Below are 21,976 nucleotides of genomic sequence, written 5' to 3'. Positions count from 1 at the left end.
ATATTATGTATAATATATTATTGAGATGGTCTATAAATCTTTACGTTGTAGAATCCCTGTTTATGCAAATACATTGCCTGCAACTTACTCATTATACCATGATCGCAATATAATAAATATACTTTATTTGGATCTAATTGAGCAAATTGATCCACTAATTTATAAAAAGGTATTTTTTTTATTTCTATGTCAGTTAAATAAAGAGGATTTCTTTCTTGCTCAATTTCTGTACGTATATCCAATACTATATCATTGCAAGTTAATATGTTTTTAGTTTCTACCTCAAACATATGCTGATTAATTATTTGTTCAGGAATATCTTGTACTTCTATCATATAAGATTGAGACACTGCACGTTCTAATATAGTGAAATCGAAGTTACTTTCTTCAGATTCAATGCATTGTTTTGTTGTTTTTATAGTTGATTTTTTTGATATTACTCCACAATATTCTGGAACAACTTTTGAATATATCTCTGTACCTATTTTTCGCGCCAAATCGATAATTTTTTCTTTGTCATAAGAAATTAAAGGACGAAATATTACATGATCAGACACACTGTCAATAAGTATTAGATTACTTAAGGTTTGACTAGATACTTGTCCTAACACTTCTCCTGTTATTAATGCAGTAATTTTCCAACGATTGGCTATCAATGATGCACAACGTATCATCATACGTTTTAAGACCACTCCTATTTGGTTGTCTTTTATTTTAGAAATAATTTCTTTAATTACTTCTGAAAAATCAATAGAAATAAATTTTATTTTATGAGAACTACTAAATTTGTTCCATAAAAAATATATTATTTTACATACTTCAACAGCATGCACAGTTCCGCCTAAATTAAAAAAACAATAATTAACCTTACATCCTCGACGAATTAACATATAGCTAGCAACAGCTGAATCAAATCCTCCTGAAATCAATGACAAAAGTTCTGGTTGCGTGCCTATAGGCAATCCTCCTAATCCCTCGTAACGCTTAATAATTATAAAAAGTTTATTATCTTTAATTTCTAAATACACGATTGTGTCAGGTTTTGTTAAATTCACCCTGGCATTACTTATATGTTGGCACAGTTTATTGCCTAAATAATGTTCAGCTTCCTGAGAAGTAAAATGATGTTTACCGCGACGTTTAACTCGTACGCAAAAGTTTTTTCCTGATAATTTAATGTCATGATTCAGCCTAAGTATAATTTTTTCATAAATATCTTGCAAGGAATTAAACATATCCTCTTTAACTAATAAAAAATGATGAATACCAGGAACATTCATTAAAATAATGTTTATTTTTTGGGTATTGTTACATATTATTTCAAGATAATCCCAATTATGTATAATTGATGCTAATTCATTATTTCTTTTAAAAATAGTTTTAATATTCGTAATAAGAATTTTTATAAAAAAAACTCGTACAGCGCGACTTTTTATTGTAATTTCTGGTGAAAATTTAATAATTATTTTCATGTAATTATCTTAAATACTAAAAAAGTACATTATGCATATAATGTATTAGATATGTAATTTTGAACTAAATAAATATTATTATTATTATTATTATTATAGTCCGCTTTCTTTCATATTGACGCACAAAAATTGCAATAAGCTGTTATTTGTTTTATTTATAAAATATATACAATCAGCATATAAATTTTTGAAATAGTTATAGTTATAATAACATATAGATATTTTTATCGTATAATATTATTTATGAGTATACATGTCATTCAAATACACATTACTACTAATAGTGCTTGTGTTTATGGCATAATAGAATGCTATGCTTATGATTGATTTTGTTAGTGCGTTACGTGACAGTCATCAACAAGTAGACAACGCTATTAGACGTTATCTTCTTGCGTTTCTTAAACAAGATGTATCCCTGCTTATGCAAGCGATACGTTATAGTGTCTTGTTGGGAGGGAAACGATTACGTCCTTTTTTAGTCTATCAAACGGGGAAATTATTTGGTATTAGATCGTCAAATCTTAATGCTCCGGCAGCAGCCATTGAATGCATGCATGCTTATTCTTTAATTCATGATGATTTACCTATTATGGATAACGATAAACTGCGTAGAGGACAACCAACATGTCATGTTAAATTTGGTGAAGCTATTGCTGTGTTAGCAGGAGACGCTCTACATACATTAGCTTTTACTATTCTTACAGAAGCACAGATGCCGACTATCACAGATAAAAATCGTTTAAAAATGATAGCTACATTAGCTGCTGCCAGCGGAGCTAATGGTATGTGCCTGGGCCAATCTCTGGATCTGATTAATAAAAATAATACAAATATATCAGCTACACAATTAGAAACTATATACCGGTACAAAACAGGTTCGTTAATTCGAGCTGCAGTTCGTATCGGAGCTTTAGCAGCAGGACATAAAAGCTATAACATATTGGCATTTTTAGATCATTATGCTACAACTATAGGTTTAGCTTTTCAAATACAAGATGATATTATAGATATTTCCCACTCATATAATAAAAAAGAAAAAAAAACACACAGTGTACAATCAGAACATGACGACGCGAATACCTATCCAAAAGCATTAGGATTAAGCACGGCTCGTGCTAAAGCTCAAGATTTATATTGTGAGTCATTAGCATCTTTAAAATATATTGCGAAATTAGGCTACAACGTTAATACTTTATCCGAATTTTCACGTTATATCATTAAACGTAGAAATTAATATATATATATATTACGTACACAATATTAAACAAATTTAATATGAACTGCAATTTAGACGAATACCCCGTATTAGGTTTAATCAATACTCCCAAAGAATTGAGACAATTATCTGAGGATAATTTAACAACATTATGTAATGAATTACGTCGATATCTTTTGACTAGTGTTAGTAGATCTAGTGGACATTTTGCATCTGGATTAGGGACTATAGAACTTACTGTAGCACTGCATTATGTATATAATACTCCATTTGATTATTTGATTTGGGATGTTGGACATCAAGCATATCCACATAAAATTCTCACAGGTCGGCGCGAACGCATTTTTAGCATTAGAAAACGAAATGGATTACATCCATTCCCCTGTCGCGATGAAAGCGAATATGATGTATTATCAGTAGGACATTCTTCTACTTCTATCAGCGCAGGGTTAGGGTTAGCAGTAGCCGCAGAACGAGAAATGTTGGGGCGTCGTACAGTATGTGTTATAGGAGACGGAGCAATAACTGCTGGTATGGCTTTTGAAGCTATGAATCATGCTGGGTCTATAAAATCTGATTTATTAATTATTTTAAATGATAATGAAATGTCGATTTCAGAAAATGTAGGAGCGTTAAATAATCATCATGCCCATATTTTCTCAGAAAAAGTATATTCGGTTTCAAAATTAAATAATAATAATAATAAAATACCATCTGATGTTTTTTCAACTAAAAAATTAATTAAGCATACTGATAATAAAATCAAAAATTTTAGTACATCAAGCTCACTATTTTCACAACTTGGTTTTAATTATGTTGGACCTATCAACGGACATGATGTATTAAAATTAGTATATACTTTAAGAAACATGCGCAATATGAGAGGCCCGCAATTTTTACATGTTATTACCAAAAAAGGTTGTGGATATAAACCTGCAGAAAAAGATCCTATTAAGTGGCATGCGGTACCAAAATTTGATCCTGAAAGCGGATCATTACCTATAGAGAATCCTAAAAATATAACTTATTCTGCAATTTTTGGCGATTGGTTATGCCAAGTTGCAGCGCGTGATAATAAAATTATCGGGATTACGCCTGCGATGCGAGAAGGTTCCGGAATGAGTATGTTTTCTCAGAAAAATCCAAAACAATATTTTGATGTTGCAATTGCTGAACAACATGCTGTAACATTTGCTGCCGGACTAGCTATAGCAGGTTATAAACCCGTTGTCGCTATTTACTCAACATTTTTACAACGCGCATATGATCAAGTAATTCATGACATAGCAATGCAAAATTTACCTGTGCTATTTGCTGTCGATCGAGGAGGTATTGTTGGAGCAGATGGACAAACTCACCAAGGTGCTTTTGATTTATCATATTTGCGTTGTATTCCAAATATGATAATAATGACTCCAAGCGATGCATGTGAATGCAAACTGATGTTATATACAGGATATCATTATCGATATGGACCTAGTGTTGTGCGTTATCCCAAAGGATATGCTGTACCCGGTAATTTAGATATGACTAAATTATACGATTTGCCATTAAGTAAAGGGGTGATACGTCGCCAGGGAAATTATATCGCTATTCTGAATTTTGGAACTTTATTACAGTCGGCTTATAACGTTGCATCCAAATTAGATGCAACGTTAGTAGATATGAGATTTGTAAAACCATTGGATGAGAAATTAATAAAAACCCTCGCTAAAAATCATCAAGTTTTTATTACATTAGAAGAGAATACAATAATAGGTGGAGCAGGAAGCGGAGTAAATGAATTCATTATGCGAAATAAATTATCAATTCCAGTCTTAAATATTGGTTTGCCCGATTTTTTCATTTCTCAGGGGTCACAATCAGAAATACTTTCTGAGCTTGGATTAGACAGTATAGGTATTTATAGAAAAATTATAAAATGGATACATTAAAACACTATAGTTATAAATATAAATACGAAGTGTTAATGCTTATAATATATAAACATTATGTAAGTTATCGATATATATATATTTAATGATATAACTTCATCAATAATAAAATAATACAAGCTGACACAATACCTGCTAATATATCATCAATGACAATTCCAAATCCACCCTTTATTTCACGATCACACCAAGAAATTGGCCAAGGTTTTGTTATATCTAATATTCTAAATAACAAAAATGCGATAATCGTCCACAAGTAACTATGATGTACTGGCGCTATAATTAATGTAGTCCACATACCAACAAATTCGTCCCACACGATTGATTTATGATCATGAACACCAATTATTTTAGAAGTTTTATCACAAAAAAATACACCTATTCCTATTCCAACAATTAGGAACAATAAATAAAACTGATACGGAAATAAATATATTAATATCCACCATATTGGTATTGCTAATAATGACGCTACAGTTCCTACCGGTAGCCAAGAAATCGTACCTAAACCAAAACCAGTAGCGAATAAATACCATATCGGAGATAATTTCATGTTTCTAATCATATTTAAAAGCATATTAGTACGTATCTATAAGATTCTCGATTAACAAAATAATTATTGTGTTTTTAAATTTAGTTTTTTGTTATATAAATAATATATTATTTATATAACAGTATTATTATTTTTATCAAAATAAATTTGCGCAGCTATTTTATCTAAAACTCCATTAACAAATTTATGACTTTTTTCAGCTCCAAAAATCTTGACAAGCTCAATTGCTTCATTAATAGCAACTTTATATGGTATATCATTACATTTAGTAAGTTCAAACAATGCAATACGTAACACCGAATGTTCAATATAACTTAGTTTTTCTAAGCTTCTGGACAGATATGGTATCATTAATTTATCCAATTCTTCAGCACAACTTATTACTCCAACATATAATTCATGAAAATAAGCAATATTGTAACCTTGAATATCTTGTTCTATTATAATGTAACGTTCTATTTCTTTAGTATTGTTTTTAGATAACTGCCAGGAATATAATGCTTGTAATGCATATTTACGAGCACACCTTCGACTAATTGTTTTCACATAATTCCTTTTATAAACTTGTATATATAATGTAATAAGAAGTATTACTTAATCATGTGTAATATGTTAATCACCTCTAAAACAGCTAAAGCGGCTTCTGATCCTTTATTATTCGATTTAACACCTGAACGTTCTATAGCTTGACTAATATCATCCGTAGTAAGTAATCCAAATCCAACAGGTAATGTATGTTTTATAGAAATATTAGACAAACCAGAGCTACATTCTTTTGCAATAAATTCAAAATGCACAGTAAGTCCACGAATCACTGTACCTAAAGCTATTATTCCGTCATATTTGCGACTAACAGCTAATGCTTTTGCAATTAATGGCAATTCATAAGCTCCTGGGACCCAAATTATAGTTATATTTTCATCTTTTACGTGCCCAATTCTTTTTAAAGTATCCAAAGCTCCTTCAAGTAAATTATTATTAATAAAACGATTAAATCGAGAAACAGCAATAGCAATTTTAGCCGTATTTGCCATGATATCACTCTCAATAACATTCATAATAATTCCTATTATTTAGCTGCCATAAAATTTACCATTTATATTTACAAATAAATTTATTATAACATAATATTAAAATTTACCAATAAATAAAATTTATTATATGTTCTTTGGTATTAATCTTAAACGAATGTCTGGTCCAATATTTGTTATATCAAGTAATTTAAAAGATTTAATATCATTAAGACATTTAATATTTGGTAACAAGCATAAAGGTCGCGCATCAGATCCTAAAAATTTTGTAGCCTGATATAGAATAAGCTCATCTACCAATCCAATCTCTAATAATACCCCTGAAAAAGTAGCACCTGCTTCTACCCAAATATTATTAATTTCACGAGATGCAAGATACTGCATCAGTTCTGTTAAATTAATTCGACGATGCCCATGATCATTAATTGACGATAATAATAGTTGTTCTACTGATGAAGGCCAATTTCGGCGGTCTTTTATTAAACGAACAAGTAAAATTCTTCCTGCGTATCGTATAATACGATGTGTTGGAAGCACTCTATTTGTACTATCAATAATGACGCGTAGTGGTTGTCTAATTTGATTGTTCGCATAAATACGTTTCGTTTCATCTGAAAAACACGCCCAACGTACATTTAATTTTGGATCATCTGCTAAAACGGTACCGGCAGTAGAAAGAATAACGTCACTTTCTGCACGAAAATGTTGCACATCTTGACGGGATTGAATAGATGTAATCCATTTACTTTCTCCAGAAGACATAGCCGTCCTGCCGTCTAGTGATGCAGCTAATTTTAATTTAACCCATGGAAATCCAGTACGTATACGCTTTATAAATCCTCGATTTATTGATTCAGCTTCAGGTAACATCAGACTATGTTGTACTTCGATACCCGCTTGTCGCAACACATGCAATCCACGTCCTCTTGCATAACAATGAGGATCTAACATAGCTACAACAACACGTTTAATGCCTGCATTAATTAATGCAGTCGTACAAGGAGGAGTACGTCCATAATGACTACATGGTTCTAAAGTAATATAGGCAGTTGCTCCTTGCGCTAAATTTCCAGCAACACGCAACGCGTGTACCTCAGCATGTGCTTCTCCAGCGCGTATGTGATATCCTTCCCCAACAATTTTGTTATTATAAACAATAACACATCCTACATTAGGATTAGGCATCGTAGTAAAACGTCCTTTCCATGCCAATTTCAATGCCCGTGTTAAAAATTTTTTGTCATGTGGTATGATATTATCTGTCATAGTATCATAAGTTTGTAAAACTGCATATATTTTTATATGATATTGATTTCTATTAATAACAACTATTTAAATTTGATATTATGAAAGCGCTACTATTTGAATATTTCAATCACACTACGATATTATAAATTGTTTCAATGAATATTGAAATTACAATTGTACATGTGATATTTATATATTTATTACACAAGTATCGCAACCAATTATTGATTACATCATAATATATTAGAATCATTCTTTATATGTTGTTATAATAATATTCATCAATGACACATCTATATATATATATATATATATATATATTTAATATACAATACCTACATAATATTATTAAAAATACAATTCATATTTAAGATATAATCATATATATTAATTATCAGCTATATTCCAAAACGTTTATATGAACAAATAGTCTAATCGAGATTACTATAGCAATAAAAGTTGCTATTATATTTTTAATGTTTATTGACTTAAAATATATAAAATATTAATAGTAAAACATTTTATTTGGTTTATTTTTTTTTATAAAATGATCACGTGCAGTGCCAAGTTGAAACGCTAAAGTCGAGGCTATATATATAGAAGATACTGTGCCAATGATAGATCCAAGTAATAAAGTTACCGCAAATCCATGTAACATAGTTCCTCCAAAAACTAATAATATCAGCAATACCATAACAGTTGTGACTGAAGTTATAATAGTTCTACTTAATACCTGACTCAATGAAATATTAAATATATCTATAGATTTTTCTACAGATATACGATAAAAATTTTCTCGAATTCTATCAAAAATAACAATTTTATCGTTAATAGAATAACCAATCGCCGACATTAGGGCAGCAATAATAGTCGAATCTATTTTAATAGAGAGCAAAGATAACATACCCAAAATAATTATTATATCATACATTAAAGATATAATCACTCCAGTTGCTAACCTCCATTCAAAACGAAGCGTTATATATATTAAAATACATATTAACGCGACTAATACAGCTATTATTCCTGTATTTATTAGGTGATTGCTAACACTCGGTCCAATCCAATTTACCTGTTTAATAAAAAAATTCTGGACAATACCTTGTCGTAGAATATGTAGAACATTACTGATAATATTTTGATTAATCTTGTTTTCATTTGGATCTAATGGTAATTGGATTATTATATCTTGAGAGGAACCAAAATGTTGTACTATAGATTGTTTAAACCCCGATTGTACTAAAATATTTCGAATATTAATGAGATCTATATCTTTTTCTAAAGTAATTTCAACTAATACCCCTCCAGTGAATTCCAATCCCCAATTAAAACCACGTGTTATCATAATACAACATGAGATAAAAAATAATAATGTCGATAAAAATAACACTACACGTTTCCAAGAAAGAAAATCATAAATTTTATAATAAGTATCGTTCATTTTAATAAATTTAATTAAAATGTATCAATTACATATATAGTTTAAAAATTGAAAATTAAATAGATAGCTTATTCATACGTCTTTTCCCATAAACTAAATTAACAATAGCACGAGTTCCAATAATAGATGTAAACATTGATGTCCCCACTCCAATAATAGTAGTAATAGCGAAGCCTTTAATTGGTCCTGTACCAATCAGATATAATATAATAGAAGTAATAATAGTGGTAATATTTGCATCTACAATACTAGTAAATGCTTTACGGTATCCAGTATATATTGCATACTGTATTGGTTTACCTTGTTTTATTTCTTCTTTGATTCTTTCGTTAATTAATACATTGGCATCCACAGCTACAGATAAAGTTAATATTATTCCCGCTATACTTGACATAGTTAATACTATTCCTGGAATCACAGATATTATGCTTATAATGAGTATTAAATTAGCAATGAGGGCGATACTAGCGATTAATCCAAAGTAATGGTACCACAAAATCATAAAACATATAGAAGTTAATACTCCTAAAATACATGCGGTGAATCCTTGCGAAATATTTTGTTTGCCAAGGGTGGGTCCGATAACTCGTTCTTCTTCAACATAAATAGGTGTCGCTAAAGTTCCCATACGTAATAATACAGAAAGATGACGCGCTTCATTTAAATTGTTAATTCCAATAATACGGAAATTATTATTTAATTGAGAGTGGATAGTAGCAATATTAATAATTTTTTCATGCTTAATAAAGATAGTACGGCCTTCAGTATCTTTTTTTCCGCTATCTTTATATTCTACGAATAAAGTAGCTATTACTTTTCCAATATTATCTTTGGTAAAATTAGAAATTATGATGCTACCCGTTTTATCTAAAGTAATATTTACTTGAGGACGATTGTATTCATCTAAACTAACATGAGAATTAACAATATTATCTCCTGATAAAACTATTTGTTTATATAACGGCACTAAATAACCTTTGTCACTTAATTTTATTTCAGAATCTTCTGGAATTAAGTTATTACTCACTTCAAATTCGCTGATTGCTGTATTAACTAAACGAAACTCCAGACTTGCAGTTGCACTAAGTATTTCTTTAATTTTTTCAATATCTTGAAAACCAGGTAATTCTATAATAATACGATCAGTTCCATGACGTTGTACTAATGGCTCAGCAATACCTAACTGGTGTATACGATGATGTAAAACAATATAGTTTTTCTGTATTGCATGCTCACAAATTGCATATTTTTTTCTTTCAGAAAAAATCACATGTAATTTATTAGTTTCTATTTCATGCAATATTAGGTCATCATCTATCTTAGATAGAGATATAATTGCTTTATTTTTATAATTAGAATTTTTGAAATTAATTTCAATTCCATGATTTTTGATTTTGTGTATTGCCACATAAGGAATTTTTTTTTCAAATAAAGTAGTTCTTAAAGTATCGATATATTGCGCTTGTAATTTATCTAATACGGTTTCTGTATTTACGTGTATTACAAAATATACCCCACCACATAAATCTAATCCTAATTTTATAGGCTTAGCTTTTATTGCAGATAACCAATATGGTACAGCCGGAGTAGTACAAAGAAATATCTGATATTTTTTTGAAAAAATAGTTGATAATTTTTGATAAGCCCGGAGTTGATCTTTCTCATAAAAAAATTGTATCAGGATTTTATTTGCTTGTAATGAAATAGATTTATTAATTATTTCTTCGTTTGATAATATCTTTTTTATTTGACATAATAAAACGTTATCAAGTTTTCGATGGGCTGTTTCTGGAATGCATTGCGTGATATATATTGTAGGATTATCTCCATATAGACTGGGTAGAGCATAAATTATACTAGTAGTGAATACTATCATAACTGTAATATACTTCCATAACGGATAATTATTTAACACAAGATTTATTTCACGCTATATAAAATTGTAAATTATAATGCTTTCATAGTACCTTTAGGTAAAATAGCAGTAATACAATCACGCTTAATCAATACCTCATTACCACTAGTATCATTTTTCTCATTAAGAATAATAAAAATATAACCTGTTTCTGTAACTTTAACTACAAGACCTACTAACCCTCCATTAGTTAAGATTTCATCTCCTCTGGAGATAGAATTTAATAATTCTTTATGCATTTTATTACGTTTTTGTTGCGGTCTAAAGATCATAAAATAAAAAATTCCAGCAAATACTGCCAACATGATGATTAAAGAATACGGATTACCTTGCGAATTAGAATTGACGCTCGCCCAAGCAGTATTAATAAATATATTCATTTCTATTTCCTATTTATAGAATATTTTGTTATTAGTTTAATACAAAAAATATTAAATTTTTATAATTGGTATTATATACGACTAACACGCTTATAAAAGACATCAATGAAGTTTTGCAATGATTTCGTTTTTATAGCTCGACGTAATTCCTCCATTAAACGTTGGTAATATCTTAAGTTGTGGATGGTATTTAAACGCACACCTAGAATTTCTCTGCAACGATCTAAATGATGTAAATACGAACGACTATAATGTTGACAAGTATAACAATCGCAGTTCTTGTCTACCGGAGAAGTATCTTGTTTATATTGTGTATTGCGAATTTTAACTACTCCATCAGAAATAAATAAATATCCATTACGAGCATTGCGAGTTGGTATAACACAATCAAACATATCAATACCTTGTCGTACGGCCTCCAACAGATCTTCTGGTTTTCCAGCACCCATTAAGTAACGTGGTTTATTCTCCGGAATCATTTCACATGCATGCGATAAAATACGATACATTTCTGTTTTTGGCTCACCGACTGACAAACCCCCTATCGCATATCCGTCAAAACCAATATTTATTAATTCTTTAGCTGATATATCTCTTAAATTTTCATACATACCTCCTTGAATGATAGCAAACAACATATTTGAATTATGTAATGTATCAAAATGCAAACGACTACGTTCGGCCCAATGTAAAGATATGTTTACTGATTTTTTTACATAATCCCAATTATTAGGATAGGATACACATTCATCAAATATCATAACTATATCAGATCTTAAATCATGTTGAATTTCTATAGATTTTTCTGGAGTTAAAAACACAATACGACCATCAATAGGGTTTTTGAAATAAACTCCTTCTTTTGTAACCGTACATATTTTACTCAAACTAAATACTTGAAATCCTCCAGAATCTGTAATTATAGGACCCCTCCAATTCATGAATTCATGTAAACCGCCATGTAATCTTATAACATTTAATCCAGGTCGTAACCATAAATGAAAAGTATTGCTTAAAATAATTTGTGTTCCACTTTCTTCAATTTCTTCTGAAGTTAATGTTTTTATAGATCCATAAGTCCCTACTGGCATAAAAGTAGGCGTATCTACTATTCCTCGGTTACAAATAAGTTTACCGAGACGAGCGTGACCATCTGTTTGTAACAATTGAAATGTCATAATTTTATTTTAATTTAACAAATGTGTATTGATCAATTAGAAGTATAATAAAAATCTAACTATAAACTTTATATTTATTATAATCTGTATTTATATATATTACGAATAATAAACCTAGCATTTTCATAACTGCCAATTTAGATCTATATGATATAGTTTATGATCCTCAGTAAATATATGACAACATCTGTATGTTTTAATGATAATTAATATTGATGCTAACAAATGACAATTAAATCCATGTCGTTAAGGTATACAACATAACATTGATAAAATACAAAATTTGTTATTTTTATCAAAAAAATAAGTTCAATAATTATGCTATTTTATATATATTGAGCAATATATAATGATATTTATAGTAATTTTTACAAATTTATTATTTGCATATCTATTGTTTGACTTTTAATGCAACTTATTTGTGAGTATTACAGATACTTATACACGTTGGGTTATGTAATATAATTCCTTATCTCTACAATTTGTATTGGTTTAAAAATTAGCTGATCTATTGTAAAGTTGTGGAAGTCATTGTTTTATTATTATTATTACATAATTCACTCAATGAAATATTACCTAAGGTATCATTCAGGTTATTAAAATATTTATTTACATCTAGATATGCGTCACAATCATTTGGAGTATTATTCATAATTTGTTTTTACTTAAAAATTATACATAGTATTTGTTTGCATAAACACAATTTAAACAGTAGAATAAAGTGTTGATTATTGATATAACTGTTTATAATATTTAATCTGTTACTATATTAGATGAATATATTGAAACAAGGGTTAAGGAACCAATATGGTATTAGTCAGTCGCTGTGCTCCCGATTTTACTTCCTCTGCCGTATTAAGCAATGGTGAAATCGTAGACAATTTTAATTTATTAAATTATATTAATAAAAAAGAAGCAATAATATTTTTCTGGCCTATGGATTTTACTTTTGTTTGTCCCTCAGAGTTAATCGCATGTGATAAACGTTATGTTGAGTTTCAGAAAAGAAATGTGGAAGTTATTGGGATTTCTATAGATTCAGTTTTCGTACACAATGCTTGGAAACAAATTCCTGTGAATCAGGGTGGGGTTGGGTTATTGAAGTACGTCATGGTTTCTGATATAAAACATGAAATTATCAAAAAATATGGTATTGAGCATTCAGATAAAGGAATTGCTTTACGCGCTTCTTTTTTAATAGACAAATTAGGAATTATACGACATCAGGTAGTTAATGATTTACCTTTTGGTAGAAATTTTGATGAGATGATTCGTATGGTAGATGCATTGCAGTTTCATGAAGTTCATGGCCTTCTATGTCCTGCTCAATGGAATAAAAATAAAAAGGGACTAGAAGCATCTCAGCAAGGGGTCAAAGACTACCTTTCTGATAATTTTTCTCAATTATAAAATAAAATATAAATATTTATCATATCGAGTTTTTTTATTTTAGTATGGGTTTACTGCATGTTTATAATTTTGAAAAAATTACAAATAAATCACTGTGAATTATATGATTATGCCGATAATAGGATTTGAACCTATGTCCTTCGCATTACGAATGCGCTGCTCTACCTGTATGAGCTACATCGGCATATTTTGTTGAAACATACATAATGAAAGAATAATTTATATAGCCTATATATATATCTATACTTTAGTCATTGTAACATAATATAGTTTCAAGTGTATCTAAGTTTGTATAAAAAAATCAGCAATATATTTTGTTTTTTTATGTTTTATGTGATTAAAATAGCTCATACATGTATGTTAAACATTAGTATTCATCATTTTCTAAACAATAGATCTCATTTCTTTCTCTATAATAAGAATAAGCAAATGGATTATTTTAATATGAATTTCTTGAATATGATCAGGATAACTCGAATATGGCGCACAAATCTCTATATCTATATAATTAGATAATTTGTTTTCTTTTTTTTCTCCCGTTAAAAAAATTACTTTCATGCTTCGTTTGTACGCTGCTTCTATAGCATATAAAATATTAGTTGATTCTCCAGAAGTAGATATAGCAAACAGCAGATCTTTCTCGTTTCCAACAGATTCAATATAGCGGGAAAAAACATATTCGTACCCAAAATCATTACTAACACATGATAAGTATGATGGATCAGAAATAGCTATCGCTGCATAGCCTACTCGGTTGTTTCTATAACGTCCAGCTAATTCTTCTGAAAAGTGCATAGCATTGCAATGTGAACCACCATTGCCACAGGACAGCACTTTTCCTCCTGTTTTGAAAGTATTAACAATAAGTTTTGAAGATGATTCAATAACATTAACATTGTGCTTTTCACGAGAAAATGCCTCCATCATTTTTATAGTTTCATTAAATTCACTATAAATTAAATCATGATACATAATTACTCCTCCGAAATAATAAAACTAAACATATGCATATAAATATGCTATAATACCATTATGACAATATGTATTGTTTTATACAAATAATTCAAGATATATTAAATCATTTAATAATTATTCATGATGAGTACATTTATTTGTATTTTAACCGATTTTCAACATAATATATTTATATACATCAGCACATTACCATATCATTTTTTTATAGAAATAAGTTAAAAAATTAGTGTTTTTTCATCATTATTGCCGCCATATACAGTGTTTGTTTATTTGTTGTATGTGATCTAAATATTTTTCATGAGCTAATTTTTCTTGTTCATTAGCATAAATAATTTTTAATGATGCTACATTCGTATATTTCATACTATTTAATCGTTTTATACTATTAATTTGATTATCTGATATATTTGAATTCGTTATTTTCATAAATTCCATTCTTGTCTGTCCTCCACTCATAGACAAAAATACATTAGCTAATAATCGTGCATCGATAAGCGCGCTATGTAGATTTCGTCGTTTATCGTTATTAATAGAATAACGCTCACATAACGCATCTAAATTATTACGTTGTCCTGGAAATTTTTTTCGAGCTAATCTTAAACTATCAATTATAGTACAATAAGATTCTATTTGTTTTGAGTTCAAATTGCACATCCGTAGTTCTTGATTAAGAAAACCTAGATCGAACGGAGCGTTGTGAATAATTAATTCACTACCGCGAATAAATGTTAAAAATTTATCTACTATTTCTGAAAAAGTTGGTTTATCTTTTAAAAACTGATCGCTAATTCCATGTATCTGGAAAGCCTCAATATCAACCATACGATTTGGTTTTAAATAAACATGGAATTTATTGTCAGTTAAATAACGGTTTATTATTTCTACTGCACCAATTTCAATAACCCTATGTCCTTGATAGTGAATTCCAAATTTGTTCATCCCAGTAGTTTCTGTATCTAAGACAATTTGCCGTACAATATTAGTGCTCATAACTTCTCATTTGTGTCACACTAGTTACCTTAATTGATATTATAATATACCTGATAATATGTATAAAAAAATAGAAATTTTCACCGATGGATCATGTCTTGGTAACCCAGGTCCAGGTGGCTGTGCTGCAATACTACGGTATAAACAATATAAGAAAGAGTTCAGCGCTGGATACCACTTAACTACTAACAATCGTATGGAACTGATGGCAGCTATTATCGCATTAGAATCACTTAAAAATCCATGTCAAATCACTTTAAATACTGATAGCCAATATTTATTAAATGGGATCACTCAATGGATTCATGTATGGAAAAAACATCATTGGAAAACTTCTGAAGAAAAATTAGTAAAAAACATTGATTTATGGCAACGTCTAGATACAGTAATACAAACCCATAGTATTATGCATTGGAATTGGCTAAAAAGCCACACTGGACATCCAGATAACGAACGATGCGATCAATTAGCTCGACTAGCTGCTAAATATCCTATAAATGAAGATTTTTATTAATGACAGTAATATTTTTCGGAATCTATTCATTATATAAATTATATAACTTATAGATTAATGATATCTAATAATCATTGTTATATGCAAAATATATATTATTTTCATAAATATCAGTGATACTAATATAATTAGTATATATATATATATAAATTTTTTTGTAAATCAATTTATATCTATTATTTTAATTTTGTAGCGACACAATACTATTTACAATAATTATTCGAAATTTCCGCTGAATTTACATTTATACTTAAAAAATTAATTTAAGTACTAAAAATAATAATTTTTTTTCGTCCATTGTGGATTATTGAAAAAAAAATTAAAATAAATACTTTAAATTATTACAAGCATAACCAATCATGAATATAATTAGAATTCCAGTATTAAGAACGAATTATATTTGGCTTTTATATAATTATAGAAATGAATGTATAATTGTTGATCCTGGAGAAACAACAGAGACACTAAATATTTTAAAAAAATTTCAATTTAAATTACGAGCAATTTTATTAACTCACAATCATGCTGATCATGTTAATGGAGTAAACACGTTAATACAATATTCTCCAAAAACGATTGTTTATGGCCCCACAGAAACTAAAAATAAAGGCGTTAACTTTTTAGTATCAGAAGGAGATGATTTTGTATTATTACAGAAAAAATTTAGGGTGCTGCATTTGCCCGGACATACATTAGGACACATCGGTTTCTATAGCGCGCCTTGGTTGTTTTGCGGAGACACTGTATTTTCTGCAGGTTGTGGTAAGATCTACACAGGATGTGCTCAACACATGCACACATCTTTTATAAAAATTAAGCAGCTACCCCGAAATACTTTAATTTTCAGTGGACACGAATATACCCTACCTAATCTTAACTTTGCTATTTCTATCCTACCCCAAGATCAATTCATTATCAACTATCGTAATAATATTGTTAAATTACGCCAACACAACCAACCCACTGTACCGACAACAATAAATTTAGAACTAAAAATTAACCCTTTCTTTCGCTGTAATAGTTTAGATGTAAAAAAATCACTAAATTTATCCCCTAATATTCAAGAAGAATGGCAATTTTTTTCTGAATTACGCAAAAGAAAAGATTCATTTTAATTTCTATTTTTGTATATTCTTATACAATTCAACAATATTTATATTTTTATTTCGTAGCTAAAAATTGGTAGTTGGGACTTTAGAGACAATTTTTTATTTTATAAAATTTATCACATTGATCATTAAAGCTTTTTCTAAATTTTATTTTTTTCATGTAAAATATAATCTCCAATCTTAGTCGTAAATGTTTTAAACACGACATGACGATATAACTTCTAAAATTAGCGTAATATTATGTTTAAACCTAAAACACAATACACTTTTTATAAGTATTCAAACTCACGACTACCATAATAATTAATTAACTTTTAGTAATTGAATTAATTTATCTATGCTGTTGATTTAATTATTTTATAATCTCAACAAATAAATAAAATCCAATTAAAACACTTGGCAGCCCCCTACTCTCGCATGAGGAAACCCCACACTACCATTGGTACCACGACATTTCACTTCTGAGTTCGGAATGGAATCAGGTGGTTCTATCGCGCTAATGCCGCCAAGTACAATCTTATTATTAAGATAATAATACATGAATATCAAAAAATATAATCAATACTCTTATACTGTCTTAAATTTTTACAAACAAAATAAATTCAAAAAGTTTGCCATATATTATACACAATGCATTTGTAATGTGAAACAAATTTTTATAGTTACGTTATAACCTGTATTTCTAGTTTTAGAAAATCAATATTATTTTACATATAAAGCGTAGATCTTAAATGATTTAGCACAGGATCAACGGAAGGTAACAAATTATGCCATAAGCAAAATGCATGAGCTGCCTGTCCTATTAACATACCTAATCCATCTGCACAATAATTTGATCCATTTTTTTTACACCATGCTATAAATGATGTGTCCTGTTTTTGATAAAACAAATCATAACATTTAGTTACAGGAGTAACAAGAGACGATGGTATTTCAGGGATAGCATTATACATACTGCTGTTTGTAGCATTAATAATTAAACTGTATTTATTGGTATCATTATGTAATTTACATAAAGGCATACACGATACATTTTGATATCCCATTTTATGGTAATATTCTGTCAATTCTTGTGCTTTATAGAACGTTCTATTCACTACGTGAATAGAACAGTCTTTTATAGTAGTTAATAATATAGGAACAATTCCTTTTGAAGCGCCTCCAGCCCCAATTAATAAAATATTTGTTATCACAGATTCGTTGGGGACAGTCGTAGTCATGTTATTATTGGGATCTATCCAGCTAAGACGTTTTAAATCATTAATAAATCCTATACCATCAGTATTATCTCCCAGTAAAATACCATTTTTTAGTTTTTTTATCGTATTAACTGAACGAGCTCTTTTGGCTCGTTCAGTTAATTGGTTGCACAAAAAATATGCGTTTTCTTTAAACGGAGAAGTAATATTTGCTCCTAATCCACCTAACTCAAAAAAATTATTTAATAAATAACTAAAATTATCTTTTAATGCTAATTTCAGATCATATTCTTCTGGTATTCCAATTTCATTTGCAAATAACGCGTAAATTTCTGCCGATTTACTATGTTTAATCGGATTACCAAAAACAGCAAAATAACTCATCTATTTATCTCCTTTAATAACAAAAATCATTTACGAATTAGTTTACCAGTTATAACATCTCTAATTTCTGAAGGATTAAGTCTTCCAAGTACATCTTCATTCATGATGGATATATTATGTCCAAATTGCTTGTATACTTCTGCAATAGTACGCGCAGGAGGTTGTCCAGATAAATTGGCGCTAGTGGACACCAAAGGTTTTCCAAAGGCCAAACAAAGGCGTTGAACTGGTTCAAAATTACTGATTCGTACTGCTAAGGAAGAAAATTGACCTGTTAACCAATATGGAGTGTTTATTTTTGTTGGAAATACCCACGTTATTGGTCCAGGCCAAGAAGAAAAAGCTCGTGATTGTTGTTTTTTATTTAAGCGACTATCGTCAATGTACTTAAATAACTGTGTATAGTTAGCAGCAATTAAAATTAAACCTTTTTTCCATGATCTATTTTTTATTTTTAATAAAGTATATATTGCATTTTTATTATCAGGATCACATCCCAATCCAAACACTGATTCTGTTGGATAAACAATCACCTTACCTTGATATAATCGTATCAGTAAGTTTTTTAAATTTGACGAAGGGAATATCCTTACCATAAATTGCTATCCAATTAATTATCTAATACAAACAACATACAATATTCTTTTATTTAAATCGATGTTTAAAAAATTAAAAATTTGTTTAAAATTATTGATTAAGTAATTTTTAAATTGATATGTAAGATACAGGATATTTCAAGTTGTAATATATAAATCATTTTGATCACAAAATGTAATTAAATATTTTTGTCAAATATTTTGTATGCAAAATATATCTGATATTCTGTATCTGTGCAACACACGTTCTATTTTATCTAATTATTTAATTAGATAAAAAATTTTAGAAACTAAAGATAATTAAAAAATGTTATTCATTTTTAATGACTTTTTAATAACATCATCAGTATACGCATAAAACACGTGCATATTATCTGATAACTTATAGGTATAAGTTATCAGATAATATATAATTTATTTTTTTAAATTTTAATTTAATGATATTGTATTTTATGTCGATATTAAAAGTATTATATTACCCTGACAAACGTCTTAGAAAAATTGCTGATCCTGTTATTGCAGTATCTAATGATACTAGACAGATTATAAGTGATATGTTTGATACCATGTATTTTAAAAAAGGTATTGGGTTAGCTGCAACACAAGTTGATATTCACCAACAAATTATTGTTATTGACCTTGGCATGAAAAACAAACAGCGTTTAGTTTTTATTAACCCTGTTATTACAAAAAAAACAGGTACCATTAGTATCACTGAAAGTTGTCTATCTATTCCTCAAATACACGAGACTATTCCGCGTTCAGAAAAGATTACCATTGAATCATTAGATCACAATGGTAATAGATTCGAGATGGAAGCAAATAATTTATTAGCAATTTGCATTCAACACGAAGTAGATCATTTATTTGGTAAACTTTTTATTGATTATTTATCCCCACTAGAAATTAAAAGAATTCATAAAAAAATAAAAAAATTATCCAAAACGTTTAAAAACAATCAATTTCCTATTTAATATATACATTATGACACACTCACAATCATTACGTATTGCCTTCTTTGGAAGTACAAGTTTTTCGGCATGGCATTTATATACATTGACGCAATTATCTACACACAAAATAATAGCAGTTTTTGCCCAAGGAATACAACAACTACCTCAATATAATTTCTCTATGTCTTTATATGACATAGCCAAAAAATACAGCATATCGTTGTTCCAATCCAGTATTTTATCTATTTCTGATATTATTGATCTTGTTAAGAAACTTGATGTAGATCTAATAGTAGTTGTATCTTATGGATTAATTTTACCACAAGAATTATTGAATATACCGCGATTCGGGTGCATTAATGTACATGGTTCATTATTACCTCGTTGGCGCGGCCCAGCACCAATTCAACGTGCATTAGAACATGGCGATTCCATTACGGGAATAACCATAATCCAAATGGATTCAGGGATTGATACCGGAGATATTTTGCATATTATGCCTTGCAAAATTTTTCCGAAAGACACTAGTCATACTCTTACTAATAGATTAGCAAATATTGGGTCTAGCATGCTATCCCAAGTACTGGATCAGCTTATATTAGGTATATATACTCCTATACTTCAAGATGCGACTTATGCTACATATGCATATAAATTAAATAAACAAGAAGCACGTATTAATTGGAATTTATCAGCAATACAGCTAGAGCGATCTATCCGAGCTTTTAATCCATGGCCAATCAGTTATTTTCGAATAAAAAATCATCTTATTAAAGTATGGGCTGCTGAGGTAAGTGATCAAGATACAACTAATTATTCCTCATCGTCTATATTACCTGGTACCATATTAACAATTAATCCACATGGTATTTATGTTGTCACTGGTTCTGGGATATTAGTACTTACTGTGTTACAAATTTCAGGTAAAAAAAGAACATCTGTACGCGATGTTCTGAATGCTTACAAAGAATGGTTTATACCTCACTCTATATTAGAATAAAGACGAACCCAATACATAAAACAGTTATTAACTAGTTTTGTTGCTTAAACTTACAAAACCTGATTAATTTTTATATTTTTATTTTATTTTATTTTAGATCGATCAACCAATTCTATATATGCCATTGAGGCTTTGTCTCCTTTACGTAACCCACATTTTAGTATACGGGTGTATCCTCCAGGACGATTAAAAAAATGCGGACTGATTTGTGTAAATAATTTTGTAACAATATTATTGTTTCTAATTTTAGAGAAAACTAAACGACGATTTGCAACGGTATCTACTTTGCAACGCGTAATCAATGGTTCAATAATACGACGCAACGCTTTAGCTTTAGACACAGTGGTTTTTATAATTTGATAAGTTGCCAATGAAACCACCATATTTCTAAACATAGCTTGACGATGAGTACTGGTTCGATTTAATTTAAAACCACTCTTTCTATGACGCATAATAAAATACCTTCATGTTTATACTA

22 protein-coding genes, 1 tRNA gene and 1 rRNA gene are annotated in these 21,976 nt (G+C 29.2%); 7 read left to right on the top strand and 17 right to left on the bottom strand.

Features of this window, described 5'->3' with window-relative positions:
• Positions 1–17 precede the first annotated feature (17 nt).
• Entirely contained in the window at positions 18–1,472 is a 1,455-nt protein-coding gene (gene thiI, locus CBquer539_RS01230; RefSeq protein ID WP_500836642.1) for a tRNA uracil 4-sulfurtransferase ThiI, read from the bottom strand.
• A 313-nt stretch (positions 1,473–1,785) separates the two neighbouring features.
• Here thiI and ispA point away from each other — a divergent pair, with 313 nt between their 5' ends.
• Together ispA and dxs are read left to right on the top strand one after the other, a co-directional pair.
• A complete protein-coding gene (ispA, locus tag CBquer539_RS01225; protein ID WP_500836641.1) occupies positions 1,786–2,706 on the top strand; it encodes a (2E,6E)-farnesyl diphosphate synthase in 921 nt (306 codons plus the stop codon).
• A 41-nt stretch (positions 2,707–2,747) separates the two neighbouring features.
• Complete coding sequence (gene dxs / locus CBquer539_RS01220) at positions 2,748–4,622, top strand: 1-deoxy-D-xylulose-5-phosphate synthase (RefSeq protein ID WP_500836640.1); 1,875 nt, start codon at positions 2,748–2,750, stop codon at positions 4,620–4,622.
• Between the two features lie 82 nt (positions 4,623–4,704).
• On the opposite strand, the gene CBquer539_RS01215 is transcribed toward dxs, so the two are convergent.
• The 9 genes from CBquer539_RS01215 to CBquer539_RS01175 all read right to left on the bottom strand — a co-directional run bounded on the left by CBquer539_RS01215 (position 4,705) and on the right by CBquer539_RS01175 (position 13,020).
• Entirely contained in the window at positions 4,705–5,199 is a 495-nt protein-coding gene (locus CBquer539_RS01215) for a phosphatidylglycerophosphatase A family protein (RefSeq protein WP_500836639.1), read from the bottom strand.
• Between the two features lie 87 nt (positions 5,200–5,286).
• On the bottom strand, positions 5,287–5,721 hold the full coding sequence (gene nusB / locus CBquer539_RS01210) for a transcription antitermination factor NusB (RefSeq protein WP_500836638.1): 435 nt from the start codon (positions 5,719–5,721) through the stop codon (positions 5,287–5,289).
• A 44-nt stretch (positions 5,722–5,765) separates the two neighbouring features.
• Positions 5,766–6,233, bottom strand: coding sequence for a 6,7-dimethyl-8-ribityllumazine synthase (ribH, locus tag CBquer539_RS01205; RefSeq protein ID WP_500836637.1), 468 nt, complete (start codon positions 6,231–6,233; stop codon positions 5,766–5,768).
• A gap of 99 nt (positions 6,234–6,332) precedes the next feature.
• Positions 6,333–7,472 carry a bifunctional diaminohydroxyphosphoribosylaminopyrimidine deaminase/5-amino-6-(5-phosphoribosylamino)uracil reductase RibD gene (ribD, locus tag CBquer539_RS01200; protein ID WP_500836636.1) on the bottom strand — a complete coding sequence of 380 codons (1,140 nt, stop codon included), beginning with the start codon at positions 7,470–7,472 and terminating at the stop codon, positions 6,333–6,335.
• A 487-nt stretch (positions 7,473–7,959) separates the two neighbouring features.
• The gene (gene secF, locus CBquer539_RS01195; RefSeq protein WP_500836635.1) at positions 7,960–8,895 is read right to left on the bottom strand and encodes a protein translocase subunit SecF; all 936 of its coding nucleotides are present in this window, start codon (positions 8,893–8,895) and stop codon (positions 7,960–7,962) included.
• Between the two features lie 55 nt (positions 8,896–8,950).
• Entirely contained in the window at positions 8,951–10,810 is a 1,860-nt protein-coding gene (secD, locus tag CBquer539_RS01190) for a protein translocase subunit SecD (RefSeq protein WP_500836634.1), read from the bottom strand.
• A gap of 32 nt (positions 10,811–10,842) precedes the next feature.
• Positions 10,843–11,190 (bottom strand): preprotein translocase subunit YajC, encoded by a 348-nt coding sequence (gene yajC / locus CBquer539_RS01185; protein WP_500836633.1) that lies wholly within the window; start codon positions 11,188–11,190, stop codon positions 10,843–10,845.
• A 71-nt stretch (positions 11,191–11,261) separates the two neighbouring features.
• Entirely contained in the window at positions 11,262–12,368 is a 1,107-nt protein-coding gene (tgt, locus tag CBquer539_RS01180; RefSeq protein ID WP_500836632.1) for a tRNA guanosine(34) transglycosylase Tgt, read from the bottom strand.
• Positions 12,369–12,876: 508 nt separating this feature from the next.
• Positions 12,877–13,020: a hypothetical protein gene (locus CBquer539_RS01175; RefSeq protein ID WP_500836631.1), complete on the bottom strand. Its 144-nt coding sequence runs from the start codon at positions 13,018–13,020 to the stop codon at positions 12,877–12,879.
• A gap of 155 nt (positions 13,021–13,175) precedes the next feature.
• On the opposite strand from CBquer539_RS01175, the gene CBquer539_RS01170 reads away from it, so the two are divergent.
• Positions 13,176–13,778, top strand: coding sequence for a peroxiredoxin C (locus CBquer539_RS01170; protein ID WP_500836630.1), 603 nt, complete (start codon positions 13,176–13,178; stop codon positions 13,776–13,778).
• Between the two features lie 110 nt (positions 13,779–13,888).
• On the opposite strand, the gene CBquer539_RS01165 is transcribed toward CBquer539_RS01170, so the two are convergent.
• The 3 genes from CBquer539_RS01165 to dnaQ all read right to left on the bottom strand — a co-directional run bounded on the left by CBquer539_RS01165 (position 13,889) and on the right by dnaQ (position 15,743).
• A tRNA-Thr gene (locus CBquer539_RS01165) sits at positions 13,889–13,962 on the bottom strand.
• A gap of 200 nt (positions 13,963–14,162) precedes the next feature.
• Entirely contained in the window at positions 14,163–14,750 is a 588-nt protein-coding gene (gene lpcA, locus CBquer539_RS01160; RefSeq protein WP_500836629.1) for a D-sedoheptulose 7-phosphate isomerase, read from the bottom strand.
• A gap of 243 nt (positions 14,751–14,993) precedes the next feature.
• On the bottom strand, positions 14,994–15,743 hold the full coding sequence (gene dnaQ, locus CBquer539_RS01155; RefSeq protein WP_500836628.1) for a DNA polymerase III subunit epsilon: 750 nt from the start codon (positions 15,741–15,743) through the stop codon (positions 14,994–14,996).
• Positions 15,744–15,801: 58 nt separating this feature from the next.
• On the opposite strand from dnaQ, the gene rnhA reads away from it, so the two are divergent.
• Positions 15,802–16,257, top strand: coding sequence for a ribonuclease HI (gene rnhA, locus CBquer539_RS01150; protein ID WP_500836627.1), 456 nt, complete (start codon positions 15,802–15,804; stop codon positions 16,255–16,257).
• A 359-nt stretch (positions 16,258–16,616) separates the two neighbouring features.
• The gene (gene gloB / locus CBquer539_RS01145) at positions 16,617–17,372 is read left to right on the top strand and encodes a hydroxyacylglutathione hydrolase (RefSeq protein ID WP_500836626.1); all 756 of its coding nucleotides are present in this window, start codon (positions 16,617–16,619) and stop codon (positions 17,370–17,372) included.
• Between the two features lie 388 nt (positions 17,373–17,760).
• Here gloB and rrf read toward each other — a convergent pair.
• The 3 genes from rrf to tsaC form a co-directional block, all read right to left on the bottom strand.
• Positions 17,761–17,876, bottom strand: a 5S ribosomal RNA gene (rrf, locus tag CBquer539_RS01140).
• 197 nt (positions 17,877–18,073) lie between these two features.
• Entirely contained in the window at positions 18,074–18,949 is an 876-nt protein-coding gene (gene aroE / locus CBquer539_RS01135) for a shikimate dehydrogenase (RefSeq protein ID WP_500836625.1), read from the bottom strand.
• Between the two features lie 26 nt (positions 18,950–18,975).
• A complete protein-coding gene (tsaC, locus tag CBquer539_RS01130) occupies positions 18,976–19,545 on the bottom strand; it encodes an L-threonylcarbamoyladenylate synthase type 1 TsaC (RefSeq protein ID WP_500836624.1) in 570 nt (189 codons plus the stop codon).
• Positions 19,546–19,997: 452 nt separating this feature from the next.
• Here tsaC and def point away from each other — a divergent pair, with 452 nt between their 5' ends.
• Together def and fmt are read left to right on the top strand one after the other, a co-directional pair.
• Positions 19,998–20,519 carry a peptide deformylase gene (gene def / locus CBquer539_RS01125; RefSeq protein WP_500836623.1) on the top strand — a complete coding sequence of 174 codons (522 nt, stop codon included), beginning with the start codon at positions 19,998–20,000 and terminating at the stop codon, positions 20,517–20,519.
• Between the two features lie 10 nt (positions 20,520–20,529).
• Positions 20,530–21,498 (top strand): methionyl-tRNA formyltransferase, encoded by a 969-nt coding sequence (gene fmt, locus CBquer539_RS01120; RefSeq protein WP_500836622.1) that lies wholly within the window; start codon positions 20,530–20,532, stop codon positions 21,496–21,498.
• Between the two features lie 83 nt (positions 21,499–21,581).
• Here fmt and rplQ read toward each other — a convergent pair whose 3' ends face one another.
• On the bottom strand, positions 21,582–21,950 hold the full coding sequence (gene rplQ / locus CBquer539_RS01115) for a 50S ribosomal protein L17 (protein ID WP_500836621.1): 369 nt from the start codon (positions 21,948–21,950) through the stop codon (positions 21,582–21,584).
• Between the last annotated feature and the right edge of the window lie 26 nt (positions 21,951–21,976).

The sequence above is a fragment of the Blochmannia endosymbiont of Camponotus quercicola genome (assembly GCF_059935335.1).
The sequence above is the reverse complement of the archived record's forward strand: the minus strand, read 5'-3'. Positions and strand labels throughout refer to the sequence as shown.

Bases quoted from the DNA above. Each gene is read 5' to 3' on its own strand.
- thiI (WP_500836642.1), bottom strand. From the start codon at position 1,472: ATGAAAATAATTATTAAATTTTCACCAGAAATTACAATAAAAAGTCGC.
- ispA (WP_500836641.1), top strand. From the start codon at position 1,786: ATGCTTATGATTGATTTTGTTAGTGCGTTACGTGACAGTCATCAACAA.
- dxs (WP_500836640.1), top strand. From the start codon at position 2,748: ATGAACTGCAATTTAGACGAATACCCCGTATTAGGTTTAATCAATACT.
- CBquer539_RS01215 (WP_500836639.1), bottom strand. From the start codon at position 5,199: ATGCTTTTAAATATGATTAGAAACATGAAATTATCTCCGATATGGTAT.
- ribH (WP_500836637.1), bottom strand. From the start codon at position 6,233: ATGAATGTTATTGAGAGTGATATCATGGCAAATACGGCTAAAATTGCT.
- ribD (WP_500836636.1), bottom strand. From the start codon at position 7,472: ATGACAGATAATATCATACCACATGACAAAAAATTTTTAACACGGGCA.
- secF (WP_500836635.1), bottom strand. From the start codon at position 8,895: ATGAACGATACTTATTATAAAATTTATGATTTTCTTTCTTGGAAACGT.
- yajC (WP_500836633.1), bottom strand. From the start codon at position 11,190: ATGAATATATTTATTAATACTGCTTGGGCGAGCGTCAATTCTAATTCG.
- tgt (WP_500836632.1), bottom strand. From the start codon at position 12,368: ATGACATTTCAATTGTTACAAACAGATGGTCACGCTCGTCTCGGTAAA.
- CBquer539_RS01175 (WP_500836631.1), bottom strand. From the start codon at position 13,020: ATGAATAATACTCCAAATGATTGTGACGCATATCTAGATGTAAATAAA.
- CBquer539_RS01170 (WP_500836630.1), top strand. From the start codon at position 13,176: ATGGTATTAGTCAGTCGCTGTGCTCCCGATTTTACTTCCTCTGCCGTA.
- lpcA (WP_500836629.1), bottom strand. From the start codon at position 14,750: ATGTATCATGATTTAATTTATAGTGAATTTAATGAAACTATAAAAATG.
- dnaQ (WP_500836628.1), bottom strand. From the start codon at position 15,743: ATGAGCACTAATATTGTACGGCAAATTGTCTTAGATACAGAAACTACT.
- rnhA (WP_500836627.1), top strand. From the start codon at position 15,802: ATGTATAAAAAAATAGAAATTTTCACCGATGGATCATGTCTTGGTAAC.
- gloB (WP_500836626.1), top strand. From the start codon at position 16,617: ATGAATATAATTAGAATTCCAGTATTAAGAACGAATTATATTTGGCTT.
- aroE (WP_500836625.1), bottom strand. From the start codon at position 18,949: ATGAGTTATTTTGCTGTTTTTGGTAATCCGATTAAACATAGTAAATCG.
- tsaC (WP_500836624.1), bottom strand. From the start codon at position 19,545: ATGGTAAGGATATTCCCTTCGTCAAATTTAAAAAACTTACTGATACGA.
- def (WP_500836623.1), top strand. From the start codon at position 19,998: ATGTCGATATTAAAAGTATTATATTACCCTGACAAACGTCTTAGAAAA.
- fmt (WP_500836622.1), top strand. From the start codon at position 20,530: ATGACACACTCACAATCATTACGTATTGCCTTCTTTGGAAGTACAAGT.
- rplQ (WP_500836621.1), bottom strand. From the start codon at position 21,950: ATGCGTCATAGAAAGAGTGGTTTTAAATTAAATCGAACCAGTACTCAT.